Genomic DNA, 21,830 nt, shown 5'->3' with positions numbered 1-21,830 from the left:
GTGGCAAGTACATAAAATATATACCCTTTGAAAGGGGGAGATAATCCAAAAGTTAACTTTCTTTACCTTTCATTTTCAGAACATTAAAAAATTTTAGGGGGAGTAAACGTGAAACAAAAATCATTACTACTTATCGTTTTAACGTTAGTTCTGTCCTTGTTCCTTGCTGCTTGTAGCGGATCGAACAATGCAGGTACAAACACTAACAACACAAACAATGCACCAGCTGGGGAAAACAATGAAGAGCCGGCTGAAGAAGATGAAGAAGCTACAACTGAGCCTGTACAAGGTGGAGATCTTGTAATTGGTTCTACTGGTAGCCCTACAATGTTCAACCCGCTTTACTCTGCAGATACTGCAAGTTCTGCAATCGAAGGTTTCATTTTTGACGGATTATTAACAAGCGACACTTCTTTTGAAACACAATTGAACATGGCTGAAAGCTGGGATATCTCTGAAGATGACCTAGTTCATACGCTAAAAATTAAAGACGGTATCAAGTTCCATGATGGTGAAGCTTTAACTGCTGATGACGTTGTCTTCACTCTTAGCATTCCTTTAAGCGAAGACTATGATGGTCCTCGTGCTGGTTACTTCGAGAAAATCGAATCAGTTGAAAAAGTTGACGATTTGACTGTTAAAGTAACTCTAAATGCAGTAGATCCAACAATCCACATCGCATTAGGTTACCCTATCCTTCCTGAGCACATCTTAGGTGAGGTTCCAATTGCTGAGCTTGGTGAGTACACTGAGTTCAACACGAAAAACCCAATCGGAGCAGGTCCATTCAAGTTCGAAACTTGGGAAGATGGACAATTTGTTAAAGTTGTAGCAAATGATGACTACTGGAATGGTCGTCCATACTTAGATTCTTTAACTTACCGTATTATTCCTGATGCAGATGCATTAATGACTGCATTAGCTGCTGGTGATATCCATTACTACACAGTTCCTGCATCTGACATTGCAACAGTTAAAGAGTGGGAAGCTAATGGTCAATTAAAAGTAGAATCTGGTTTAGCACTATCTTACACTTACCTAGGATACAACCTACGTAACCCTTTATTTGAAGATAAAAAAGTACGTCAAGCTTTAACTCACGCTCTAGATCGTGAACTAATCGTTGAGTCTGTAATGAACGGTGACGGTGAAGTTGCTGATGTTCCTGAGTCTCCACTTAGCTGGGCTTATGACGAAGATGTACCTCGCTTTGAGTACGATGTAGAAAAAGCAAAAGCAATGCTTGAAGAAGCTGGATGGACTCCAGGTGCTGACGGAACTCTTGAAAAAGACGGTCAGAAATTTGAGTTCACTTTAAAAACTAACCAAGGTAACAAAGTTCGTGAAGATATCGCTGTAGTAGTTCAAGAACAGTTCGCTGAGCTTGGAATCAAAGTTACTCCAGATATCATGGAATGGTCTGCATTCTTGGCTGACATCGATCCTCCAAAATGGAACTTCGATGCTATCATCTTAGGATGGGCTCTATCTACAGATCCAGATCCAAGTGGAATCTTCCACTCTAAAGAAATCGAAGAAGGTTTGAACTTCGTTGGATGGTCTAACCCAGAAGCTGATAAGCTAATGGACGAAGCTAACCTAACAATGGATCGCGACGAGCGTGCTGCTAAGATCCAAGAAATCAACAGAATCATTGCTGAAGAGCAACCATATACTTTCTTGTACTATCCAAATGCTCACCATGCAATGCCTACTAATCTAGAAGGCACAGAATTCCATGCAAGAGATGAATTCTTCAAAATCAACGAATGGTGGTTAAACCCGAACACTGAGAACTAATTTAACCTCCATAAAGGGTAGAAAGAGAGGGAGGGGAGTTTCCCTTCCTTCTTTTTTACTGAAATGAATTACTTTGATACTGTTTCCACGGAACGGAAATAACAGTTTGAACCTATCAAACTTGTATTTCTTTAAATTTGAACACTTTACTGTGCAACGTCGCAAAATGTACAGTATTAAAATAAAAATCACGTTTACTTCTACCTTCCTAAAGTAAAGACAGAAAAGGAGAATCAGCTATGATCTCATATATCATCCGCCGTTCTTTAATGGCGATTCCCCTATTATTCGGTATTACAGTATTATCTTTTGCCATTATTCAAATGGCACCAGGTGGGCCTACCTCTTTAATGATGGATCCGAATATTAGCAGTGAAGACATGAAGAAGTTTGAAGAACGATATGGATTAAATGATCCTGTTCACGAGCAATACTTTAAATGGGTAACAAACATGGCGCAAGGGGACTTTGGAGAGTCATTAATTCGTCGTGGAGTGCCTGTTAGTGAAATGATTATGAACCGCCTGCCTAATACATTATTATTAATGATTGTCTCCACTGTATTGGCAGTAATTGTTGCAATTCCGTTTGGCGTTATTTCCGCTAGAAAGCAGTACAGTCTAACTGATTATACAGTTACAGTAACGTCCTTCTTAGGACTTGCAACACCTAACTTCTGGATAGGTTTAGTTCTTATCATGGTATTTGCTGTCCAACTGCAATGGCTGCCTACGGGTGGTGTAGCTACCTTGAATGCTGAATTCAGCATCCTTGATCGAATACAACACTTGATTCTGCCAGCATTCGTATTGGCAACAGCCGATATGGCAGGTCTAACAAGATATACACGTTCTAGTATGCTCGAAGTGTTAAAGCAAGATTATATGCGTACAGCAAGAGCAAAAGGTTTAAAAGAAAACAAAGTAACCTATAAACATGGTTTGCGTAATGGATTAATTCCAGTAATTACGATATTTGGTTTAATGCTACCCGGTTTCATTGGGGGATCGGTTATTGTTGAAAAGATTTTTGCTTGGCCTGGTATTGGATTGTTATTCTTTGATTCCGCATTCCAGCGTGACTATCCAGTAATCATGGCACTAACAGTTATCTCAGCGGTCTTTGTAGTTATCGGAAACTTGGTTGCCGATATTCTATATGCAATTTTTGACCCGAGAATTGAGTACTAGAAGGGGGAACATCGATGCAAACTCAACCATCAACTCAACCAACTAACCAATCGTTAAACCCCAATATTAAGAAAAAACCTGATACATTAACGAAAATAACGATTAGTAAATTCATGAAGAATAAACTTGCTGTCATCGGGGCAGTACTTCTCTTCATAATTATTACATTAGCACTATTTGCACCGCTTATTGCTCAGTTTGAACCGCAAAAGCAGAGCTTATTGAACAAATTGCAAACTCCAGGTGGAGAACATTGGCTTGGAACGGACAGATATGGTCGTGATGTATTTGCACGTATCCTGTTTGGAGCAAGGGTATCACTACTAGTTGGATTTGCGTCTGTAGCAGGTTCCATTACAATTGGAACAGTTATTGGTGCGGTTGCCGGTTATTTTGGAGGGAAAATTGATGCAGTTCTAATGCGTATCGTAGACGTTATCATTTCCATTCCAACTATTTTCTTGCTAATCACATTGGTTACAATCTTCCAACCAGGTGTGGACAAGCTAATTTTGATTTTCGCTTTAACTGGATGGACGTTTACAGCACGTCTTGTGCGTGGAGAGTTCTTATCACTTCGTACACGTGAATTCGTACTTGCTTCCAAAACAATTGGAACGAGAAGCCATACAATTATCTTTTCTCATATCCTACCAAATGCGATGGGTCCAATCATCGTATCTGCAACATTAGGTGTAGGGGGAGTAATCTTGGCAGAATCAGCGTTAAGTTACTTAGGTTTAGGGATTCAACCACCAACACCAAGTTGGGGTAACATGCTGCAAGATGCGCAAAACTTTACTATCATGTTAAAACACTGGTGGTATCCGCTATTTCCTGGGTTAATGATTTTAATAACAGTGTTAAGTTTCAACTTTGTTGGAGACGGATTACGTGATGCACTTGATCCAAAAACACTTGACTAGAAAAGCTGAGAGCCGATCTCGGCTTTTCTTTTTGCCTATTTTTAATCGAACTTGTCATTATTTTTTTGTCATATCATAAAATGATAATAATAATAGATAGATTGGACAAGGAGACATTATGATGCTCATAAATAGGAAATATTCTGTGAGAGATGGCTAATGGTCAGGGGGATTCTTTTTGTTACTGGATTTGGAATCTCGGTTGTTGGCGGAATTAGTATATTGGCATACATGAATTTATTTGCAACAGGATTAAGTTTAATGGAGTTCTTATTTTTTCTGCTCTCCAGACCAGAATGCTATCTTTTACCTATTGGCATGATTCTGGTTGCCATCAGCATCTATTTATCTGGCAACCCAAATCCCTCTTTTCGGGACAATGAGTAGACTTATGGAAAATTAATTGGGTATTTTGGAATAATTATGCACTTCACTGTTCATACTGTTGGATAAATAAAAGAGTAGATGTGAAGTGAGGGGTATGATATGTTGTATCTTCATGACGTATGGGTAAATTGGTTTGAAGGAGAAGAAAACGGTTATAATGTTTGTCATTTTCATGAGTGGAGGAAGGACGATAGTGTAGAATTATTGGACCAAGTTCCTCTGTTGAAAGTAGATTCTGTTTTGTTTCATTATATTGAAAACGACCTCCAAGAGCTGCCTTCATCTTTGCTGGAAGATATTTTTCAAAAAAGCTATATTCGCAAAAACCATGAGAGAATTCAACTGGACTACTGCTTTGTTGTTACAGATGGACAAGGGATATTGGCTGTAGATACGATCGGTTATAATATTCCAATTCGAAAAAGTAGACTTATTCCAAGGCAAGAACAATTAGTATATGATATGGTGGAAAACCATGATTATGAAAAGTATTCATTCTCACCAACTAGCAAATCGCAAAAAGATTATCATATTTTATCCCCATCACCGGAAATAATGAACGGTTTGACTAGAAAAGAAAGACAGTTGAAGCAACTCCTTTTTATGGCATTGGATCAATTAAGATCCACTTGTAATGTTGCTGAAATTAGATATTGGTATACAGAATGGAACCCTATTCATTACCGAGAAATTCAGTCGATGAGTTTTGAGGAAGTGTGGTCACAATTACTTGAGGAAACAAGGGATGGTTGGTCTGAAAAACATCAGACATTTTGTGAACATTTGGTAAAAGGTCAGCCGTTTTTTGAGAAGTTGTGGGAGTTGGAGCAACACCCGAAAGTTAATTAACTGTCGAATATTTCCGAGGAAAGAAAAAAGCTGTCAGAGATTTGCACTGACAGCTTTTTTTATTTGTAATTATCGGCGTTTACGGCCTAGGCCCATTGCATTTTCAATTTTCTTAAGTGTTTTCATGGCAACACGGTTTGCGCGTTCGGCACCTTCATCAAGGATGGCATCAAGTTTGTCTGATTCAATAAGATCATTGTACTTCGTTTGAATAGGTTCAAGAGCTTCGACTACGACTTTGGCAAGGTCACCTTTAAAGTCCCCATATCCTTTTCCTTCATATTGAACTTCCAATTCTTCAATCGTTTTGTTGGCCAAGATGGAATAGATAGAAAGTAGATTGGAAACTCCAGGTTTGTTTTCTTTATCATAACGAACAATTCCTTCAGAGTCGGTTACTGCACTTTTAATTTTCTTCTCAAGTTGCTTTGGTGTATCCAATAAGGAAATAAAGGATTTCAAATTTGGATCAGATTTGCTCATTTTCTTTGTTGGCTCTGTTAGTGACATGATTCTGGCACCAACCTTGGCAATTTTGACTTCTGGAACAGTCAAAATCTCACGGTATTTCTTATTAAAGCGTTCTGCAAGGTCTCTGGTCAATTCAAGATGTTGCTTTTGATCTTCTCCGACGGGAACAACATCTGTGTTGTAAAGCAGAATATCAGCCGCCATTAATGGTGGATAAGTAAGTAATCCCGCAGTTACGGCTTCCTTACCAGTTGATTTATCTTTAAATTGTGTCATTCTTTCCAATTCCCCGATATAGGCAACGCATTGCATCATCCAACCTAGTTGCGCGTGCGCAGGTACTTCGGATTGAATAAAAAGTGTTGCTTTTTCTGGGTCAAGGCCAATTGCCAAGTATAAAGCAGCAAGCTTTCGGATATTTTTGCGAAGCTCCTGAGGATCCTGTTGAACGGTAATTGCATGTTGGTCCACGATACAGAAGTAACTGTTGTAGTCGTTTTGCAATTCGACAAACTGCTTCATTGCTCCGATGTAGTTACCAAGTGTGACATTACCACTTGGCTGAATTCCTGAGAAAATTGTTTTCATTTTTCATTCTCCTCTTCTTAAAATATAAGTGCTGGCTAAATTCACTTTGTCTAAAATAATTAGTTGATTGCAGTGGAAGGCGCGCAGGAAAGCGAAGCGCCTTCCACTGCAATCAACGATAAACTTTATTGGAAAATACAAAAAGGCCCATTCATCCCTAGAAAAGGGACGAATGGACCGTGGTACCACCCTTATTATTTCACACAAAATTGCAGAAATCACTTAACCTTGTAACGTAAGGATACGTCACAGCCTACTAATATGTTCAGCCGTGAAGCTCAGAAGTCCATTCATAAACGTTAGCTGTTTGTTCCCACCAACCACAAACTCTCTAAAAACTAACCTGTTTATTACTACTCTTCATCATTGCTTTTAATGAATAAATATTCTCTTATTATAACCATTTCAATGGAAAATATCAACTATTGTAATACATAAATAACGAAATCAACATACAAAGGAACAACAACAAGGAAGCTACAAAAATATGCTGAGTAGATAGTGGTTGTAGCAGTTCCGATGGCGGCCTCATTTCATTTCTAATATCTTGCTCTAACTCTTTGTCAGGTTGCGTGGATGCAAAGATTCTCCTGAAACTATAAGTTATGCCGTCAAAAAAACCTTTTTGGACCACTAGTGTGAATAAAGAAATAAAAATAAAGATACTGGAAATGGTAAAGGATGTATTAATGAAGGTCAGCAGGTTAATTCCCCCATAATATATCCAACATGTGCCGAAGGTTGTTAAAAGTAAAATTAAGAAAAAAACGAGTGAAGATTTAACGGAAATATTCATGCTTCCTCCTACGTAAGAAGTGTAAAGTTTAGTCATCTAAATTGTATTGTAATGAAATGAATAGAATAAGACAAATATAAAGAAACTATAAAAGGAATTACTTGTAAAGATAAAAAGAAAACTTGGTGTAATATTTGTAAAAGATTTGTAATATATGGAACACTTCTGGTGACCACCTTATAGGTCTTTAGAACTATTTTTGTAATGAAGAAGCTTGAAATATCAGTAATTTGTAAAATTGACGTTAAATTTATGAATGCACAATGTTTAGAAAACTTGTATAATAAAACTCGTTACCTCGAAACACAACAATTTTCGACATAATTTTTTAGGGGGTTAAGTAAATGAAAAAGTCAAAATATTTACTTCTTTTAGCGCTTACACTTGTACTTAGTGCTTTCTTAGCTGCATGTGGCGGCGGAAATTCAGCGCAAAACAATGGAGGACAAGGGGATACTCCACCAACAGGTGAAGGAGAACCAACAGGTCCACAAGTACTTAACGTAGTAGATTCTGCAGAGATTCCAACAATGGACACCGTACAAGGTACGGATGCAGTAGCATTCAACGTTATGAACAACGTATTTGAAGGTCTTTACAGACTTGGAGAAAATGATGAAGTAGTTGAAGGTGTTGCGAAAAGTCATGAAGTATCTGAAGACGGCCTTACTTATACTTTCACATTGCGTGAAGATTCCGTTTGGTCCAATGGTGACCCTGTAACGGCAAACGATTTCGTTTATGCTTGGCAGCGTGCTGTAGATCCAAACACTGGTTCTGAGTATGGTCCATATATGATGAACGGAAAAATTAAAAATGCTACACAAGTTTCTGCTGGTGAATTACCACTTGAAGAGCTTGGTGTAAAAGCAGTTGATGATTACACTCTTGAGGTAACACTTGAGCAACCTGTTGCTTATTTCGAATCTTTAATGACGTTCCCTACGTTCTTCCCACAAAACCAAAAGTTCTTGGAAGAACAAGGTGACCAATATGCATTAGAAGCTGATACACTAATCTACAATGGTCCATTCACTTTAGACAGCTGGGAGCATGAAGTAGGCTGGACAATGAAGAAAAATGCTGATTATTGGGATGCAGAAACAGTAAAACTTGATGAAATCAATGTAAAAGTTGTTAAAGAGGTTTCTACTGGTGTTAACTTATACACTGCACAACAAATTGATATCTCTCCAGGTTTAACATCTGACTTTGTAACTCAGTACAAAGAAGATCCAGACTTGATTTCTTACTTAGAGCCAACTATTTTCTGGTTTAAATTTAACCAAACGAAAAACGAAGCATTAGCGAATGTTAACATCCGTAAAGCAATTTCTATGGGCTTCAACAAGCAAGACATGGCTGATTATGTATTGAACAACGGTTCTATTCCAGCAAACTATTCTGTACCAGTTGAATTTGTTCAACACCCAGAAACGGGAGAAGACTTCCGTGAGAAAAATGGCGATTTCAATGCATTCGATGCTGAAAAAGCAAAAGAGTATTGGGAAAAAGGGCTAGAAGAATTAGGAACTGAAGCTGTTACAATTGAAATCCTTGGTGGAGACACTGAAACAGCGAAAACTATGCAAGAATACCTTCAAAACCAAATGCAAGAAAATCTTCCTGGTTTAACAATCAAGTTGAAAGAAGTACCATTTGCTCAACGCCTAGATTTAGATGCGGCAATGGACTATGATATGCAGCTTGCTGGATGGGGTCCTGACTATCTTGATGCGATTTCTTTCTCTAACCTTTGGATTACAGATGGAGGAAACAACAAGATGGGTTACTCCAACGAAGAGTACGATAAATTATTGAACGATGTAATGACAACGTATGCGAACGATCCTGTAAAACGTTTTGAGGCGATGCAAGAAGCAGAAAGAATTCTTCTTGAAGAAGATGCTGCAATTGCTCCGATTTACCAACGCGGAACAACAAGACTTTGGAAGCCTTACGTTCAAAACGTATACCGTCACAACTTCGGTCCTGACTTCAGCTACAAATGGGCTTACATCAGCGGTAAATAATATTATACTGATATAAAAATAATTCTTTTAAAATAGAGATAAAGAGAGTATATTTGAAACATATACTCTCTTTTTCCCTGTAAGGAAATTGTCGAATTTTAGGGAAAATTATAAACAATTCGAATTCGACGCATTATTTTTTAGGAGGTGCAGAGATGACAAAGTACTTGTTGCAACGTATCTTATATATGTTTATCACCTTATTCTTAATTGCCTCATTTACATTCTTCCTGATGAAGATGATGCCAGGTTCCCCATTTACGATGCAAGACAAACTGTCAGAAGCACAAAAAGCAATACTAAATGCCAAATATGGTCTTGATGATCCAATGCCTGTACAATATTTGAAATATATTGGAAGCCTAGTTCAAGGTGATCTTGGTATCTCGTTTCAATATGATAACAGAAGCGTTACGAGCTTGATCATGCAACGTATTGGTCCATCAGCTCAACTCGGATTTCAAGCAATGTTCTTCGGTACAATAATCGGAATATTCTTGGGAGTTATTGCTGCATTAAGACAAAACACATGGGTTGACTACGGATCTACAATTATGGCGGTGCTTGGTAAATCCATCCCTTCCTTTGTTTTCGCGGGGTTATTACAATACTGGATTGGTGTTAAACTTGGCTGGTTCCCAGTTGCGTTTTGGTCAGGATGGGAATTTACGGTCTTGCCTACGATTGCACTATCTATGTTCCCAATCGCCATTTCCGCACGTTTCATGCGTACCGAAATGATTGAGGTTTTAGGTTCAGATTATATTACTTTGGCACGTGCAAAAGGTGCTTCCAATTATGATATCGCTGTAAAGCACGCATTAAGAAATGCATTGATTCCAGTCGTAACGGTTCTAGGACCGTTGGCTGTAAGTTTGATGACAGGAACACTTGTTATTGAGAAAATCTTCTCAATCCCAGGTCTTGGAGAACAGTTTGTGCGTTCCATTACAACAAACGATTATCCAGTAATCATGGGAACGACATTGTTTTTTGCAGCACTTTTCATTGTCATCGTTCTTGTAGTTGATATTCTTTATGGAATTATCGACCCGCGTATTCGCCTGGCAGGAGGTAAGAAATAATGAATAACAACAATTTTGATAAACTGCCTAAGGAATTATTCCAACCGGCTGCACAAGACCCAAGTAAAAGTGAAAAAATAGCGAAACCAAGTTTGACCTATTGGCAAACTGCCTGGTTGCGCATTAAGAAAAATAAAGCCGCTATTGCTGGAGCTGTTATTCTAATCGTCATTGCATTTCTCGCAATCTTTGGCCCATTTATGAATAATCACGGTTTTAATACTCAGGATGTAACACAGGGTAATCTACCTCCTAAAGTTCCTGGCATTGAGAACCTTGGTATCATGGATGGAACAAGAGATGGAGTGGACGTGTACGAGCAACGTGGTATAACAGATTATTATTGGTTTGGTACCGATAGCCTTGGACGTGACTTATGGACACGTGTTTGGACAGGTACACGTATTTCTCTATACATTGCCTTATTGGCAGCTTTCATTGATATGGTAATTGGTGTAGCTTATGGTGGAATATCAGGTTTTTATGGTGGACGTACAGATAACATCATGCAACGTATCATCGAAGTTTTAGTTGGTATTCCAAACTTAGTTATCGTTATTCTAATGATTCTCGTGCTAGAGCCGGGGATTATAGCGATTACCATAGCATTAACCATAACCGGTTGGGTCGGAATGGCCAGGGTCGTCAGGGGACAGGTTCTAAAGCTCAAGAGCCAGGAATATGTCCTCGCATCCAAAACGCTCGGTTCAACCAATAACCGAATCATAACGAAACACTTACTGCCAAACGTGGTAGGAGTAGTCATCATTAATACAATGTTCACCATTCCAAGTGCTATTTTCTTCGAAGCATTCCTTAGCTTCATTGGGCTCGGCTTGAAGCCTCCCATGGCATCACTTGGTACGTTAATAGACGACGGATTCAAATCCTTACAGATCTTCCCGCACATCATGGTGTTCCCTGCAATTATCATCAGTTTATTGATGATTGCGTTTAACCTTGTAGCGGACGGGTTCCGTGATGCATTAGATCCTAAAATGAAAGACTAGTTATAAAGGCAGGTGAATGACAATGGAAAAAATACTTGAAGTGAAAAACTTACATGTTTCTTTTGATACATTCGGAGGAGAAGTTAAGGCTATCCGTGGAGTTGACTTCGACTTGAAAAAAGGTGAGACCCTTGCGATTGTGGGGGAGTCCGGTTCCGGTAAATCCGTAACAACCAAAACCGTTATGCGCTTATTACCAAAACATAATTCCAATATTAAACACGGTGAAATCTTATTTGACGGAAAAGACCTAGCAAAGCTTTCTGAAAAAGAAATGCAGAACATCCGCGGAAAAGATATCGCAATGATTTTCCAGGACCCAATGACTTCTCTAAATCCGACAATGACTGTTGGTAAACAGATTATGGAAGGAATCATTAAACACCAGAAACTGAGCAAAAGCGCCGCTGCAGAAAAAGCAATCGACTTGCTTCGTCTTGTAGGGATACCGATGCCAGAAGAACGTTTTAAGCAATATCCTCACCAATTCTCTGGGGGGATGAGACAAAGGGTTGTTATTGCAATATCACTTGCGTGTAACCCTAAAGTGTTAATAGCAGATGAACCTACTACTGCACTGGACGTTACCATCCAAGCACAGATTCTTGACTTGATGAAAGACCTTCAGAAGAAAATAGATACATCCATCATTTTTATTACACATGATCTTGGTGTTGTAGCTAACGTTGCAGACCGAGTAGCTGTTATGTATGGTGGCCAAATCATCGAAACAGGTACAGTGGATGAGATTTTCTATGATCCACGCCACCCTTACACATGGGGGCTATTAAGCTCCATGCCTGACTTGGATCTAGGCGATGAGGATGAGCTTTATGCGATTCCTGGTTCACCACCAGATTTATCTGATCCACCAAAAGGAGATGCATTTGCTCCACGTAACGAATTCGCTATGCAAATTGATTTGGAAATGGAGCCACCAATGTTCCAAATTTCCAAAACGCACTTTGCGAAAACGTGGTTGTTACATGAAGATGCACCGGCAGTAGAACCACCACTAGCTGTTCAAAAGCGTCGACGTCACATGCCACAAAACTTCGAAAAGCCTGTTTTGGTAAAGGACGGTGGAAACAATGGCAACTAATGAAAAGTTAGTGGAAATTCGCAACTTGAAGCAATACTTTAATGAAGGAAAGCCGAATATGGTTAAAGCAGTAGACGGCTTGAATTTCGATATTTATCGCGGAGAAACACTTGGACTTGTTGGAGAGTCCGGATGTGGAAAGTCTACAACAGGACGTACCATCATCCGCCTTTATGATGCAACAGACGGAGAAGTACTCTTTGAGGGCGAGAACGTTCACGGCAAAAAGTCTAAGAAAGACTTGTTGAAATTCAACCGCAAGATGCAAATGATCTTCCAAGATCCTTCTGCTAGCTTAAATCCACGTATGACTGTTGCTGACTGCATCGCAGAAGGAATTGACATTCACGGATTGGCGAAGTCGAAAAAGGAACGTCTTGCTCGTGTGCATGAACTATTAGAAACGGTTGGTTTAAATAAAGAGCACGCCAACCGCTATCCACATGAATTCAGTGGCGGGCAGCGCCAACGTATCGGTATCGCCCGTGCACTAGCGGTGGAACCGGATTTCATCATTGCCGATGAGCCGATTTCAGCATTGGATGTTTCCATTCAGGCACAGGTTGTTAACTTGATGAAAAAGCTTCAAAAGGAAAAAGGGCTAACGTACTTGTTCATCGCCCATGACCTTTCCATGGTGAAATACATCTCCGACCGTATCGGAGTAATGTATTTTGGTAAGATTGTTGAGCTTGCTGATAGTAACGAGCTTTATAATAATCCAATTCATCCGTACACAAAATCTTTATTGTCCGCGATTCCTCAACCTGATCCGGATTCTGAGCGCAGCCGTAAACGTTTTGCTTACGATCCAGCATCCCATGGCTATGCCAAGGATGAGGAGTTAGAGTTGCGTGAAGTACGACCAGGACACTTTGTCTTGTGTTCTGAAGCGGAGTTTAAAAAGTATCAAGCTGAGTATGCAGGTAAATAAGATGTAAGGAAACCGATTCCCCGATTGTGGGGATCGGTTTTTTTGTGATAGCGGGAGGGATGAGTTCTAAACTCCCGAAGCTAGTGGGGGAGAGGGGGAAAAGTCTAATAGAAGGGCTCTCTATGAACGAAACTCCTCCTCCAAAGCTAAAACGGTAAGAGAGAGGCCGTCTCTCCGCCCGAAACTCCTCCGCAGAAGCCAAAACGGTAACAGAGACTCTTCCTCCAAACCCTTATCACCCTCATCCCCCCCTTCCACTCTAGTACTCTCGAATTATTTTGAAGGAAATTGTTGAAAAAGGTAAAAAAACAACGATTTTCCAGTATAATAGAGATAGCAAATAAGAGAAGGGATTTTGAAATGAAATGATGAAAAAAATGATTGGTGGTCTGGTGGCTGCAGTCGGAATTTTCGTATTAGGTGGAACACTAGTACAAGCAGAAGGAGAAGAAGTACTTCAAGCGGCACAACATGCAACAAAAAAGGTGGAATTGCAAACACGCGAGCTGCCTATATCGATTGCGAGATTTGCATTTGACTCAGGATATACTTTTACATATCCAGATGCAGTTAGAGGAATCTATGTAACAGGTCATTCAGCAGGTGGGGAAAGATTTCCACGCTTACTAGATCTTTTGAACAAAACAGACCTTAACGCAATGGTTATTGATATTAAGGATGATCATGGATATCTGACTTACATACCGGAGGAGGAAGACTCCCCATTCATGGACATTGCACAACCTTACATCAAGGACCCAAAACAAATGATGAAAACCTTGGAAGAAAATGAAGTCTACCCAATTGGTAGAATCGTAGTTTTCAAGGATACTGTGCTTGCGAAGAAGCGCCCGGACCTGTCTTTCCAGGAAAACGGTAAAGTGTGGGTGAATGGTCGGGAAGAAGCATTTGTCAGTCCTTTCTTAAAGGAAGTTTGGGATTACAATGTAGACATTGCGATTGAAGCCGCGAAAATGGGCTTTCAGGAAATACAGTTCGACTATGTGCGTTTCCCGGAAGGTTTTGAAAATAGAGACACAAGTCTTGAATACACCTACGGAGAGTACAAGGATTTAGATATGGACAATGTTCAAAAGCGAGTGGAAGCGGTAACAGATTTCGTGGAGTATGCACGTGAGCGGTTAGAGCCTTACAATGTGCAAGTGTCCGTAGATATTTTTGGTTATACAGCAACATTGCCAGAAGCACCAGGAATCGGACAGAACTTCAGTCGCATCTCAGAACACGTGGATGTAATTTCATCCATGATCTATCCAAGCCACTGGACAGCATATTTCGGGATTGCAAAGCCCGATACGGAGCCATACAAGCTGATTGCCGAATACTCTAAATTAGAAAACGCCAAGCTGGATGAACTGGAAAATAGACCTGTATCAAGACCTTGGATTCAGGACTTCACAGCTACATGGCTTGGGGCAGGGAATTATATTCCATATGGTCCTAAGGAAGTGGAGGATCAAATCCGTGCGCTAAACGAGAATGGAATTGATGAATACCTGATTTGGAATGCAGGTAACAGCTATACAGAAGGACTAGACTTTACCCCACTTAATGACTAAGAAGATATTTAAAAAAGCTGCCAATCATCTGGCAGCTTTTTTGTGTTATTTCTTTTTCCCTCCAACACTCTTCCATCCAGCCTGCACGCTAGCTGACTTATCGAAGCTTTCCGTGCCTTTTTTTCCGCCAAAAAGCTTTTCCCCGATACCATTTGTCAGTACGCCCATAACGGCGGTAATTCCGATGACCAATATAGCCACGATGGTAAAATCAATGAAATATTCGATCAAAACCACACATCCCCTTTGTCTTATGTAATCGTATACAAAAAACAATCATACTCCTATTGTATGGTATGTTTAATAGAAAAGGAAGAGGGTATATTAACACTGAGGTCTGTTCAAGTTTGTTATACTTAAAGTGTACATAGAGATAAAACGAAAGGGGAGTTTATTACGGAATGAATTGGTATGAGAAGTTAAATCAGTATTTTCCAGTAGAAGAGATGAAATCCAGGGAGCATATGGAGCTTCTTTTAAAAGAAAGAGGGGACATTTATCATAAGGATGAAGGGGAGCATCATGTATTAATGTATGTGGAGCTTGAAAATTTCATTTTTATCGACTACTTGTTTGTTTCAAAAGATGCAAGAGGGATGGGGCTTGGACATAAGTTGCTAGACAAAATGAAGGAAAAAGGCAAGCCGGTTATTCTTGAAGTAGAGCCTGTGGATTACGAAGACACAGACACGGAAAAAAGACTCCGTTTTTATAAAAGAGAAGGGTTTGAACATGCCACATCAATCGGTTATAGACGTCGTTCTCTTGCAACAAATGAAGTGAATGCAATGGAGATTCTATACTGGTCACCGACGAATGCAGGGGAAGAAGCGATCTACGAGGGAATGAAAGCTACATACGAGCAAATTCATACATATAAAGATAAAGAACTGTACGGTGAATCATATGATAAAGTAGACAAAGTACTTACCTATGATGAAGATGATAATAATGAGGATATTTTGTCAAAATTATAAGGTATAAGAAAATCCCCCGGAAATAAAAGCTCCATGCTTTACTTCCGGGGGATTTCTCTATCATTCTAAACTTTTCTTATATGCACCCTTCATCAACCTGAAAATCTCGGTATAGCCCATATCATTAGGGTGAATATCATCCTCTGAGATATGCGTCCACTCCAATGCCTTTCCCTCAAACGCTTCATACGGGTCAATCACCAGTGTTTTGGGTTCAGCTCCATATTCTTCGATAAAGCCATTAAACAATGGGGCATATTTAGCACCAAGGTCCGTCAATTCATGACCTTCTGGATATGGATTATAGAGTCCTAAAAGAATGATAGTAGCATCAGGATTCAGTTCTCGTAACAACTTATAGGTCTCCTGATAAGTCCTCTTCAAAATCTCCATCCGGACATTAAGTGCTGTCTCATCCTCACTCTCAGGTACAGAACGGATGGTTTGTAAGAAGTCATTCCCTCCAATGGAAACAGAGATGACTCCGGCCGTTTTCAAACGGTTTTGCAAGGCCTCATCTGCATTCAACAATGCCAATAAGCCTGTAGAGGAAAGGCCTGGGATCCCATAATTCTCCACAGTCACATTGTTTTTCTCTCGTAAATACTTCGTGAATTGCGGAACAAAGCCGTGAATGCGTAAATAGTTTTCTTCTGATGATCCAAGACCTGCAGTTAATGAATCTCCAATGGCGATATAAGTAATTTCACCAGGAGATTCAGCAGTTACGGGAGGATAGATAAGAAAACTCGACACAAGAAGCGTAATAACCAAAATCCATCTTTTTAACATGTTCATCATCCTCCCGCAAAATTTTTAAGCATCCAGCTTTTCTAACTTTTTAAGCTTTCTTTTTTCCTTAAATTCATCAAACAGATAGTAAACAACCGGTATTAAAATCAATGTAATAATGGTTGCGAAACTTAATCCGAAGACAATTACAATCGCCATCGGCTGCTGAATTTCCATCCCTTCTCCAAAGCCCAAGGTTAACGGAATCAAACCGAGAATGGTAGTTAAAGCAGTCATGAAGATTGGTCGTAAACGGGTTGGTCCTGCTATAAGAATAGCATCCCAAGTGGTTTTGCCATCGCGTTTCATCATATTCACATAGTCGACAAATACGATGGCGTTATTGACGACGATTCCGGTAAGAATCAGCATTCCGACGAGGGAACCAACACCAAGCGGTTGTCCGGTGACGAGAAGGCCGGTAATGATTCCAATAACCGTCAGCGGTACGCTGAACATAATGATAAATGGATAGAAGTAAGATTCAAACTGTCCTGCCATGACCATATAGACAAGAACAACTGCAAGTGCCAAGGCACCTCCGAGTTTGAAAAAGGCGTCATTCATTTGTTCATCCTGTCCGCCAATCGTTATTTTATATTGATTGTTTGGAATGTAGATGTTTTCCTTCAATGTTTGTTCGACATCATCAATGACGCTTCCAAGATCCCGGTTCACAATATCAGCATTAACCGTAATCTCACGGTTTCTGTTTGTGCGATTAATCTGACTTGGACCTTGGCCTCGCTCAACAGTTGCCACTGCTTGAAGAGGGATGTTTTCACCAGTAGGTGTATTGATCAGCAACTTTTCCAAATCTTGAATGGAAGCTGTATACGTATCTTCAATCGTTAATCGAATATCAAGTTCAGCTCCGTCACGAGCCATTCTTGATGCGACAAGTCCTTTTGTGGCATTTGAAACGGCAGAAGCGATCTGTGCACTGCCAATGCCAAACTGACTTGCTTTAACTCTGTCAATATCAACGACAATCTCGGGATTACCTTCTGTATAGTTAGAAGAAGGTTCCCTGATTCCATCAATTTCAGAAAGAAGCTCGACTGTCTCATCGGCCATATCTTTCAGCGTGGTCAAATCAGGTCCTGTAATACTTAAGGATACAGGATTTTGAGAAAAACCAGAGTCCCCGGAAGAAAGGGAGATGTCAGCACCAGGGATATTCTCAAGCTTCTGCCTTATTTCGTCTCCTACAAGTTTGTCGGAGCGGCTCCGTTCTATAACAGGTGTCAAAAGAATGCTGTAGTTCGCCCGGTTTGTCTGAGTACCTGCTGAAACCGAGAAGTTGTCTGTTCCCCCGACAGTCACAAATGCCAGGTCAATTTCATTAATATCCGACAACCTCGAATCAATTTCTTCCATCACATCATATGTAGCATCTAGTGAGCTCCCGTCAGGTAAGCGTACGGTCATAGAAATGAAACTTTGATCCTGCTGAGGTAAGAATTCTTTTCCGATAAAAGGGATTCCAATTAATGAAATCAGAAACAAAATGACGATAGAGGTTACGGTCTTCTTCGGATTCCTTAATACCTTTTCCAAAATAGAACGGTACCAATTGGTGAATCCGGTAAATCTCTCTTCGAAACGAGAAGTGTTTGTATTTACTTTTAATAGTAGAGATGAGAATAACGGAACAATGATCAATGCTGTGAACAATGAGGCGAGCAACGAGAACGAAACCACAAGTGCTAATGGTTTAAATAATTGTGCAGCCAAACCGTCCACAAATACGATTGGTAAGAAAACGATGACGGTGGTCAAAGTGGAAGCGATGATGGCAGGGCCAACTTCACTAGTTCCTTCAATTGCCGCATCTTTCATGGAATAACCTTTTTGTCGTAAACGATATATATTTTCCAATATGACAATGGCGTTATCCACCATCATCCCAATTCCAAGCGCGAGTCCCCCTAGAGTCAGAAGATTTAACGTTTGGCCGCTAAAGTACATGAAGATAAAGGTTGCGACGATGGAAACAGGTATAGAAAATAAAATGATAAGCGTACTGCGTATGTTTCGTAAAAAGAAAAACAGAACTAGTGCAGCCAATAAACTACCAGCAATCATGTTGGTGGTCACGGCGCGAATGGACTGTTCGATAAATTGACTTTGATCAAATATCGGCTTTATTTCGACGCCTTCAGGTAAGTTTTTTCTGATTTCTTCTAACTTTTCTTCAATATTGTTTGCAACCGTAACCGTATTGCTTCCTGACTGCTTCAATATCGACATCCCTACTGCGGGTTCTCCATTCAAGTAGCTTAGCTGCGTTGTCGGTTGCAGGGTTTCTTTTACTTCACCGAGCTGATCGAGTTGGATGACCCCTTTAGGAGTAGGAATCGGAAGCGTTTGTATGTCATAAATGGAGGCATATTCTCCGGTAATCCTTATTGGCAGGTTTTGATTTTGATCTGTCAGAGAACCACCGGGAAGGTTTAAGTTTTCCGCAGCGATAATTTGTTGTAATTGATCAATAGATACATCAAAGGAAGAAAGGGCGTTTGGATCCAACGTTATCCTTACTTCATTTTCTGCTCCGCCTTCCACTGAAATAGACGCAATTCCATCCACACTGCTTAGTTGGGGTTCTATATCTTGTTCCGCCAACTGCTTTGCTTTGGTCATTTCTCCAGAAGGATCTGTGATGGCAAGTTGCACAATTGGCAGGTCACTTGGATTGAAGCGGAGAACCCTTGGCAGATTGGCACCTGAAGGAAGGAAGTCGCGAACAGAATCAATCCGCTCCCTCATATCCAAGGAGGCGAAATCCATATTCGTTCCCCAGGTAAAAGACACGAGAACAAGCGAGCCCCCTGTCCGAGAGATAGAGGTAACAGATTCAACATTCGGCAAAGTGCTCATGGCATCCTCAAGTGGAGAAGATATCAAGTTCTCTATTTCTTCAGGACCAGCCTCCTCATAGGTGGTGGTTACCGCTACTATAGGAAAAGTTAACTCGGGAAATAAGTCTACCGGCATACCGCGCATGCTGACGGCACCAAGGATTAACATAAGTATGATCACCATTGACATCGCAATGGGACGTAATACAGAAAGCTTCGCAATTTTCATCTAATAGGTTCACTCACTTTGTTCAGTTATTTCTGCACCGTCTTTTAATCTTTCTTTTCCGTTTACGGCTACTTTCTGGCCTTTAGAAACTCCTTCAAGGATCTGCATAAATTCATTGTCACGGAAACCGGTTTGAACATCTTGTTTTACCGCTTTATTTTCTTCAATGACATACACATAAGGATTTTCCTCTTCATATAAAATGGCGTCCATAGGCACGACAGTTTGAGCTTCCAGGTTATCAACGGCTACAAATGCAGTGGCTCTCATTCCGCCTTTAATCTCTAATTCTGTATTACTGACTGGAATGGTGACGGAAAACATATTTGTCTGCTGGTTGACTGTTGGAGAGACTGTCTCAATTTTGGATTCAAACGAATCTGCCAATCCCTCAAACGAAATAGTGGCATCTTGCCCAGCTTTTAATTTACTTACTTGATAACTATTTACTTGGAAGGTTGCAGCAATATTGTCTAACTGTATAATCGTTCCAATTGGAACATTAGGAGAAGCAATTCCATCGTTTACTACATTTAATTCTGAAACAATTCCATCAATCGGGCTTGTAATCGAAGTAGCATCTGCCATTTGCTGCGCTTGCTTAAGCCCTTGTCTAGCCTGATTCAGCTGAGCTTCCACTTCCATAGTGTTGAAGGTAGGCATTTGTTGGACTTGGCTCGCAGCTGTCGCTAGTTGCGCCTGTTTGACCATCACATCAACTGTACTTTGAACCAAATCAAGCGATGTAACAGCCCCTGTGTCAACGCCATCCAAAAGAGCTTGAGATTTTTCTAAACTTTGGTTTAATTCTTCCTGCAACTTGGGTATATCAGAAAGAGAGGCCTGATTTTCAGCTGCCTCTTGCATTTCTTTCATTTTAGAAAGGGCATTTTCTAGCTCTGTTACTGCACTCTGAGCCTGAGTTACCTGTTCAGTTGCAGCTTCAGAATCCAATGAAACAATTAAATCGCCCTTTTTTACTATATCTCCAATTTTTACATGAACAGATTCAACGGTAAGGGGGGAGGTAGTTAGGAGTGGTACTTGTGTTTCCGGTACAGCCAGTCCGACCAATTCGATCGTGTTGCTGATGTTTTTTTCCGTAACTTCAGCAATCGTCACAGGAATCTTATTGGACTCTGTATTCTGGCTTGTAATCTCTTTTTGACTGCAAGCGGTTGAAAATAAGAGTACGAACATGGCAGGAAGCAGCCAATATTTTTTCAACATATATCACCTCATACTTATCTTGTCTAATTATAAAACTAACATGTATTACAAACCCTTACAAATCCTAACTATCGAAGGGCAATCGAATCAACATAATTGTTACTACTTTGTGAACACACAAAAAATTATCAAAACTAATTTCATTTATATGAAACCTTCCAAGACAACCAAACGTCTGAATAGATGTAAGCAAAGCAGTAATTAAAAATATTTAAACTGATTATAAGATTTCCCCTGTAGATTGAAGTGGAGGGTGTGAGACTCCAGCGGGGGAGTAACGGTAGCTTGAGACCCCACAAGCGAAGCCGAGGAGGCTCAAGCACCGTCCCGCGGAAAGCGAACACCCAGAACGGAAATCTAAAGGGCGTTAAAAAAACGAAAAAATTTGAACATGCTGTGACAACTTGTCCGACTTTTAAAATACTATACCTTTTTAGTCGGAAATCGTGTATAATAAACAATAGATATTACTTCTTTAGAGTAATTTCAAACTGAGAGCGATTCACAATTAGAAACGTTCAGCATGTTCTTTCGAATAATACTAGATAAAAAGGAGAGGAAAGTTCATGGTAACCCTATATACATCTCCAAGTTGTACTTCTTGTCGTAAAGCAAAAAATTGGTTAGAAGAACATAACATTCCATATACAGAAAGAAATATTTTCTCTGAATCCTTATCGATTGATGAGATTAAAGAGATCTTACGAATGACGGAAGACGGAACAGATGAGATCATCTCAACTAGATCTAAAATCTTCCAAAAACTGAATATAAATGTGGAAGCAATGCCACTTCAAGAATTATATTCCGTTATAAAAGAACACCCTGGTCTTTTAAGAAGACCTATCATCATAGACGAAAAACGACTACAAGTAGGGTACAACGAAGATGAGATTCGTCGATTCTTACCAAGAAAAGTAAGAACCTTCCAATTAAGAGAAGCACAACGATTAGTGAACAGCTAATATAAAACAAAAAAACTTCTAC

General features: G+C 39.9%; 19 protein-coding genes and 1 other annotated feature. Of the genes, 13 read left to right on the top strand and 6 right to left on the bottom strand.

From position 1 onward, the window contains the following. Positions 1 to 108: 108 nt before the first annotated feature. From M313_RS0102300 to M313_RS0102280, 5 genes are all read left to right on the top strand, one after another. Entirely contained in the window at positions 109 to 1,800 is a 1,692-nt protein-coding gene (locus M313_RS0102300) for a peptide-binding protein (protein WP_010192011.1), read from the top strand. A gap of 239 nt (positions 1,801 to 2,039) precedes the next feature. Then, positions 2,040 to 2,990, top strand: a complete 951-nt coding sequence (locus M313_RS0102295; protein ID WP_010192007.1) for an ABC transporter permease — start codon at positions 2,040 to 2,042, stop codon at positions 2,988 to 2,990. A 14-nt stretch (positions 2,991 to 3,004) separates the two neighbouring features. After that, positions 3,005 to 3,916: an oligopeptide ABC transporter permease gene (opp4C, locus tag M313_RS0102290; RefSeq protein WP_010192005.1), complete on the top strand. Its 912-nt coding sequence runs from the start codon at positions 3,005 to 3,007 to the stop codon at positions 3,914 to 3,916. Positions 3,917 to 4,075: 159 nt separating this feature from the next. Continuing rightward, a complete protein-coding gene (locus M313_RS0102285; RefSeq protein WP_010192003.1) occupies positions 4,076 to 4,303 on the top strand; it encodes a YuzI family membrane protein in 228 nt (75 codons plus the stop codon). A 99-nt stretch (positions 4,304 to 4,402) separates the two neighbouring features. Beyond that, complete coding sequence (locus tag M313_RS0102280) at positions 4,403 to 5,152, top strand: YjbA family protein (RefSeq protein WP_010192001.1); 750 nt, start codon at positions 4,403 to 4,405, stop codon at positions 5,150 to 5,152. A 69-nt stretch (positions 5,153 to 5,221) separates the two neighbouring features. On the opposite strand, the gene trpS is transcribed toward M313_RS0102280, so the two are convergent. Together trpS and M313_RS26895 are read right to left on the bottom strand one after the other, a co-directional pair. Further along, positions 5,222 to 6,211, bottom strand: a complete 990-nt coding sequence (gene trpS / locus M313_RS0102275; protein WP_010191999.1) for a tryptophan--tRNA ligase — start codon at positions 6,209 to 6,211, stop codon at positions 5,222 to 5,224. A gap of 161 nt (positions 6,212 to 6,372) precedes the next feature. Beyond that, positions 6,373 to 6,587 (bottom strand) — a binding site (T-box leader). A gap of 42 nt (positions 6,588 to 6,629) precedes the next feature. Then, positions 6,630 to 7,007 carry a DUF3899 domain-containing protein gene (locus M313_RS26895; RefSeq protein WP_010191997.1) on the bottom strand — a complete coding sequence of 126 codons (378 nt, stop codon included), beginning with the start codon at positions 7,005 to 7,007 and terminating at the stop codon, positions 6,630 to 6,632. A 344-nt stretch (positions 7,008 to 7,351) separates the two neighbouring features. Between M313_RS26895 and M313_RS0102265 the strand changes: the two genes are divergently transcribed. The 6 genes from M313_RS0102265 to M313_RS0102240 all read left to right on the top strand — a co-directional run bounded on the left by M313_RS0102265 (position 7,352) and on the right by M313_RS0102240 (position 14,751). Beyond that, a complete protein-coding gene (locus M313_RS0102265) occupies positions 7,352 to 9,040 on the top strand; it encodes a peptide ABC transporter substrate-binding protein (RefSeq protein WP_010191995.1) in 1,689 nt (562 codons plus the stop codon). A gap of 155 nt (positions 9,041 to 9,195) precedes the next feature. Continuing rightward, positions 9,196 to 10,125 (top strand): oligopeptide ABC transporter permease, encoded by a 930-nt coding sequence (opp3b, locus tag M313_RS0102260; protein ID WP_010191993.1) that lies wholly within the window; start codon positions 9,196 to 9,198, stop codon positions 10,123 to 10,125. Then, positions 10,125 to 11,135: an oligopeptide ABC transporter permease gene (gene opp3C / locus M313_RS0102255; protein WP_010191991.1), complete on the top strand. Its 1,011-nt coding sequence runs from the start codon at positions 10,125 to 10,127 to the stop codon at positions 11,133 to 11,135. Before opp3b ends, opp3C begins: the two co-directional genes overlap by 1 nt. A 22-nt stretch (positions 11,136 to 11,157) precedes the next feature. Next, the gene (locus M313_RS0102250) at positions 11,158 to 12,237 is read left to right on the top strand and encodes an ABC transporter ATP-binding protein (protein ID WP_010191988.1); all 1,080 of its coding nucleotides are present in this window, start codon (positions 11,158 to 11,160) and stop codon (positions 12,235 to 12,237) included. Continuing rightward, positions 12,227 to 13,171 carry an ABC transporter ATP-binding protein gene (locus M313_RS0102245; protein ID WP_010191986.1) on the top strand — a complete coding sequence of 315 codons (945 nt, stop codon included), beginning with the start codon at positions 12,227 to 12,229 and terminating at the stop codon, positions 13,169 to 13,171. Before M313_RS0102250 ends, M313_RS0102245 begins: the two co-directional genes overlap by 11 nt. 365 nt (positions 13,172 to 13,536) lie before the next feature. Continuing rightward, entirely contained in the window at positions 13,537 to 14,751 is a 1,215-nt protein-coding gene (locus M313_RS0102240; protein WP_010191985.1) for a putative glycoside hydrolase, read from the top strand. A gap of 45 nt (positions 14,752 to 14,796) precedes the next feature. Here the strand turns inward: M313_RS0102240 and M313_RS0102235 are convergent, their stop codons facing one another. Beyond that, positions 14,797 to 14,982 carry a hypothetical protein gene (locus M313_RS0102235; RefSeq protein WP_010191983.1) on the bottom strand — a complete coding sequence of 62 codons (186 nt, stop codon included), beginning with the start codon at positions 14,980 to 14,982 and terminating at the stop codon, positions 14,797 to 14,799. A gap of 170 nt (positions 14,983 to 15,152) precedes the next feature. On the opposite strand from M313_RS0102235, the gene M313_RS0102230 reads away from it, so the two are divergent. Further along, entirely contained in the window at positions 15,153 to 15,728 is a 576-nt protein-coding gene (locus M313_RS0102230) for a GNAT family N-acetyltransferase (RefSeq protein ID WP_010191981.1), read from the top strand. A gap of 60 nt (positions 15,729 to 15,788) precedes the next feature. On the opposite strand, the gene M313_RS24440 is transcribed toward M313_RS0102230, so the two are convergent. The 3 genes from M313_RS24440 to M313_RS0102215 are packed head-to-tail and all read right to left on the bottom strand — an operon-like array spanning position 15,789 to position 20,843. Next, positions 15,789 to 16,520 (bottom strand): SGNH/GDSL hydrolase family protein, encoded by a 732-nt coding sequence (locus tag M313_RS24440; RefSeq protein WP_010191979.1) that lies wholly within the window; start codon positions 16,518 to 16,520, stop codon positions 15,789 to 15,791. A gap of 24 nt (positions 16,521 to 16,544) precedes the next feature. Further along, positions 16,545 to 19,613 (bottom strand): efflux RND transporter permease subunit, encoded by a 3,069-nt coding sequence (locus M313_RS0102220; RefSeq protein ID WP_010191978.1) that lies wholly within the window; start codon positions 19,611 to 19,613, stop codon positions 16,545 to 16,547. 9 nt (positions 19,614 to 19,622) lie between these two features. Next, positions 19,623 to 20,843, bottom strand: a complete 1,221-nt coding sequence (locus M313_RS0102215) for an efflux RND transporter periplasmic adaptor subunit (RefSeq protein ID WP_010191976.1) — start codon at positions 20,841 to 20,843, stop codon at positions 19,623 to 19,625. Between the two features lie 566 nt (positions 20,844 to 21,409). On the opposite strand from M313_RS0102215, the gene spxA reads away from it, so the two are divergent. Then, the gene (spxA, locus tag M313_RS0102210) at positions 21,410 to 21,808 is read left to right on the top strand and encodes a transcriptional regulator SpxA (protein WP_010191975.1); all 399 of its coding nucleotides are present in this window, start codon (positions 21,410 to 21,412) and stop codon (positions 21,806 to 21,808) included. The last annotated feature ends 22 nt before the right edge of the window (positions 21,809 to 21,830 follow it).

It is taken from the genome of Bacillus sp. m3-13 (assembly GCF_000175075.1).
GTDB classification, from domain to species: domain Bacteria; phylum Bacillota; class Bacilli; order Bacillales; family Bacillaceae_I; genus Sutcliffiella_A; species Sutcliffiella_A horikoshii_C.
Note: the sequence above shows the minus strand (reverse complement) of the source record. Positions and strands in the feature narration are given on the sequence as shown.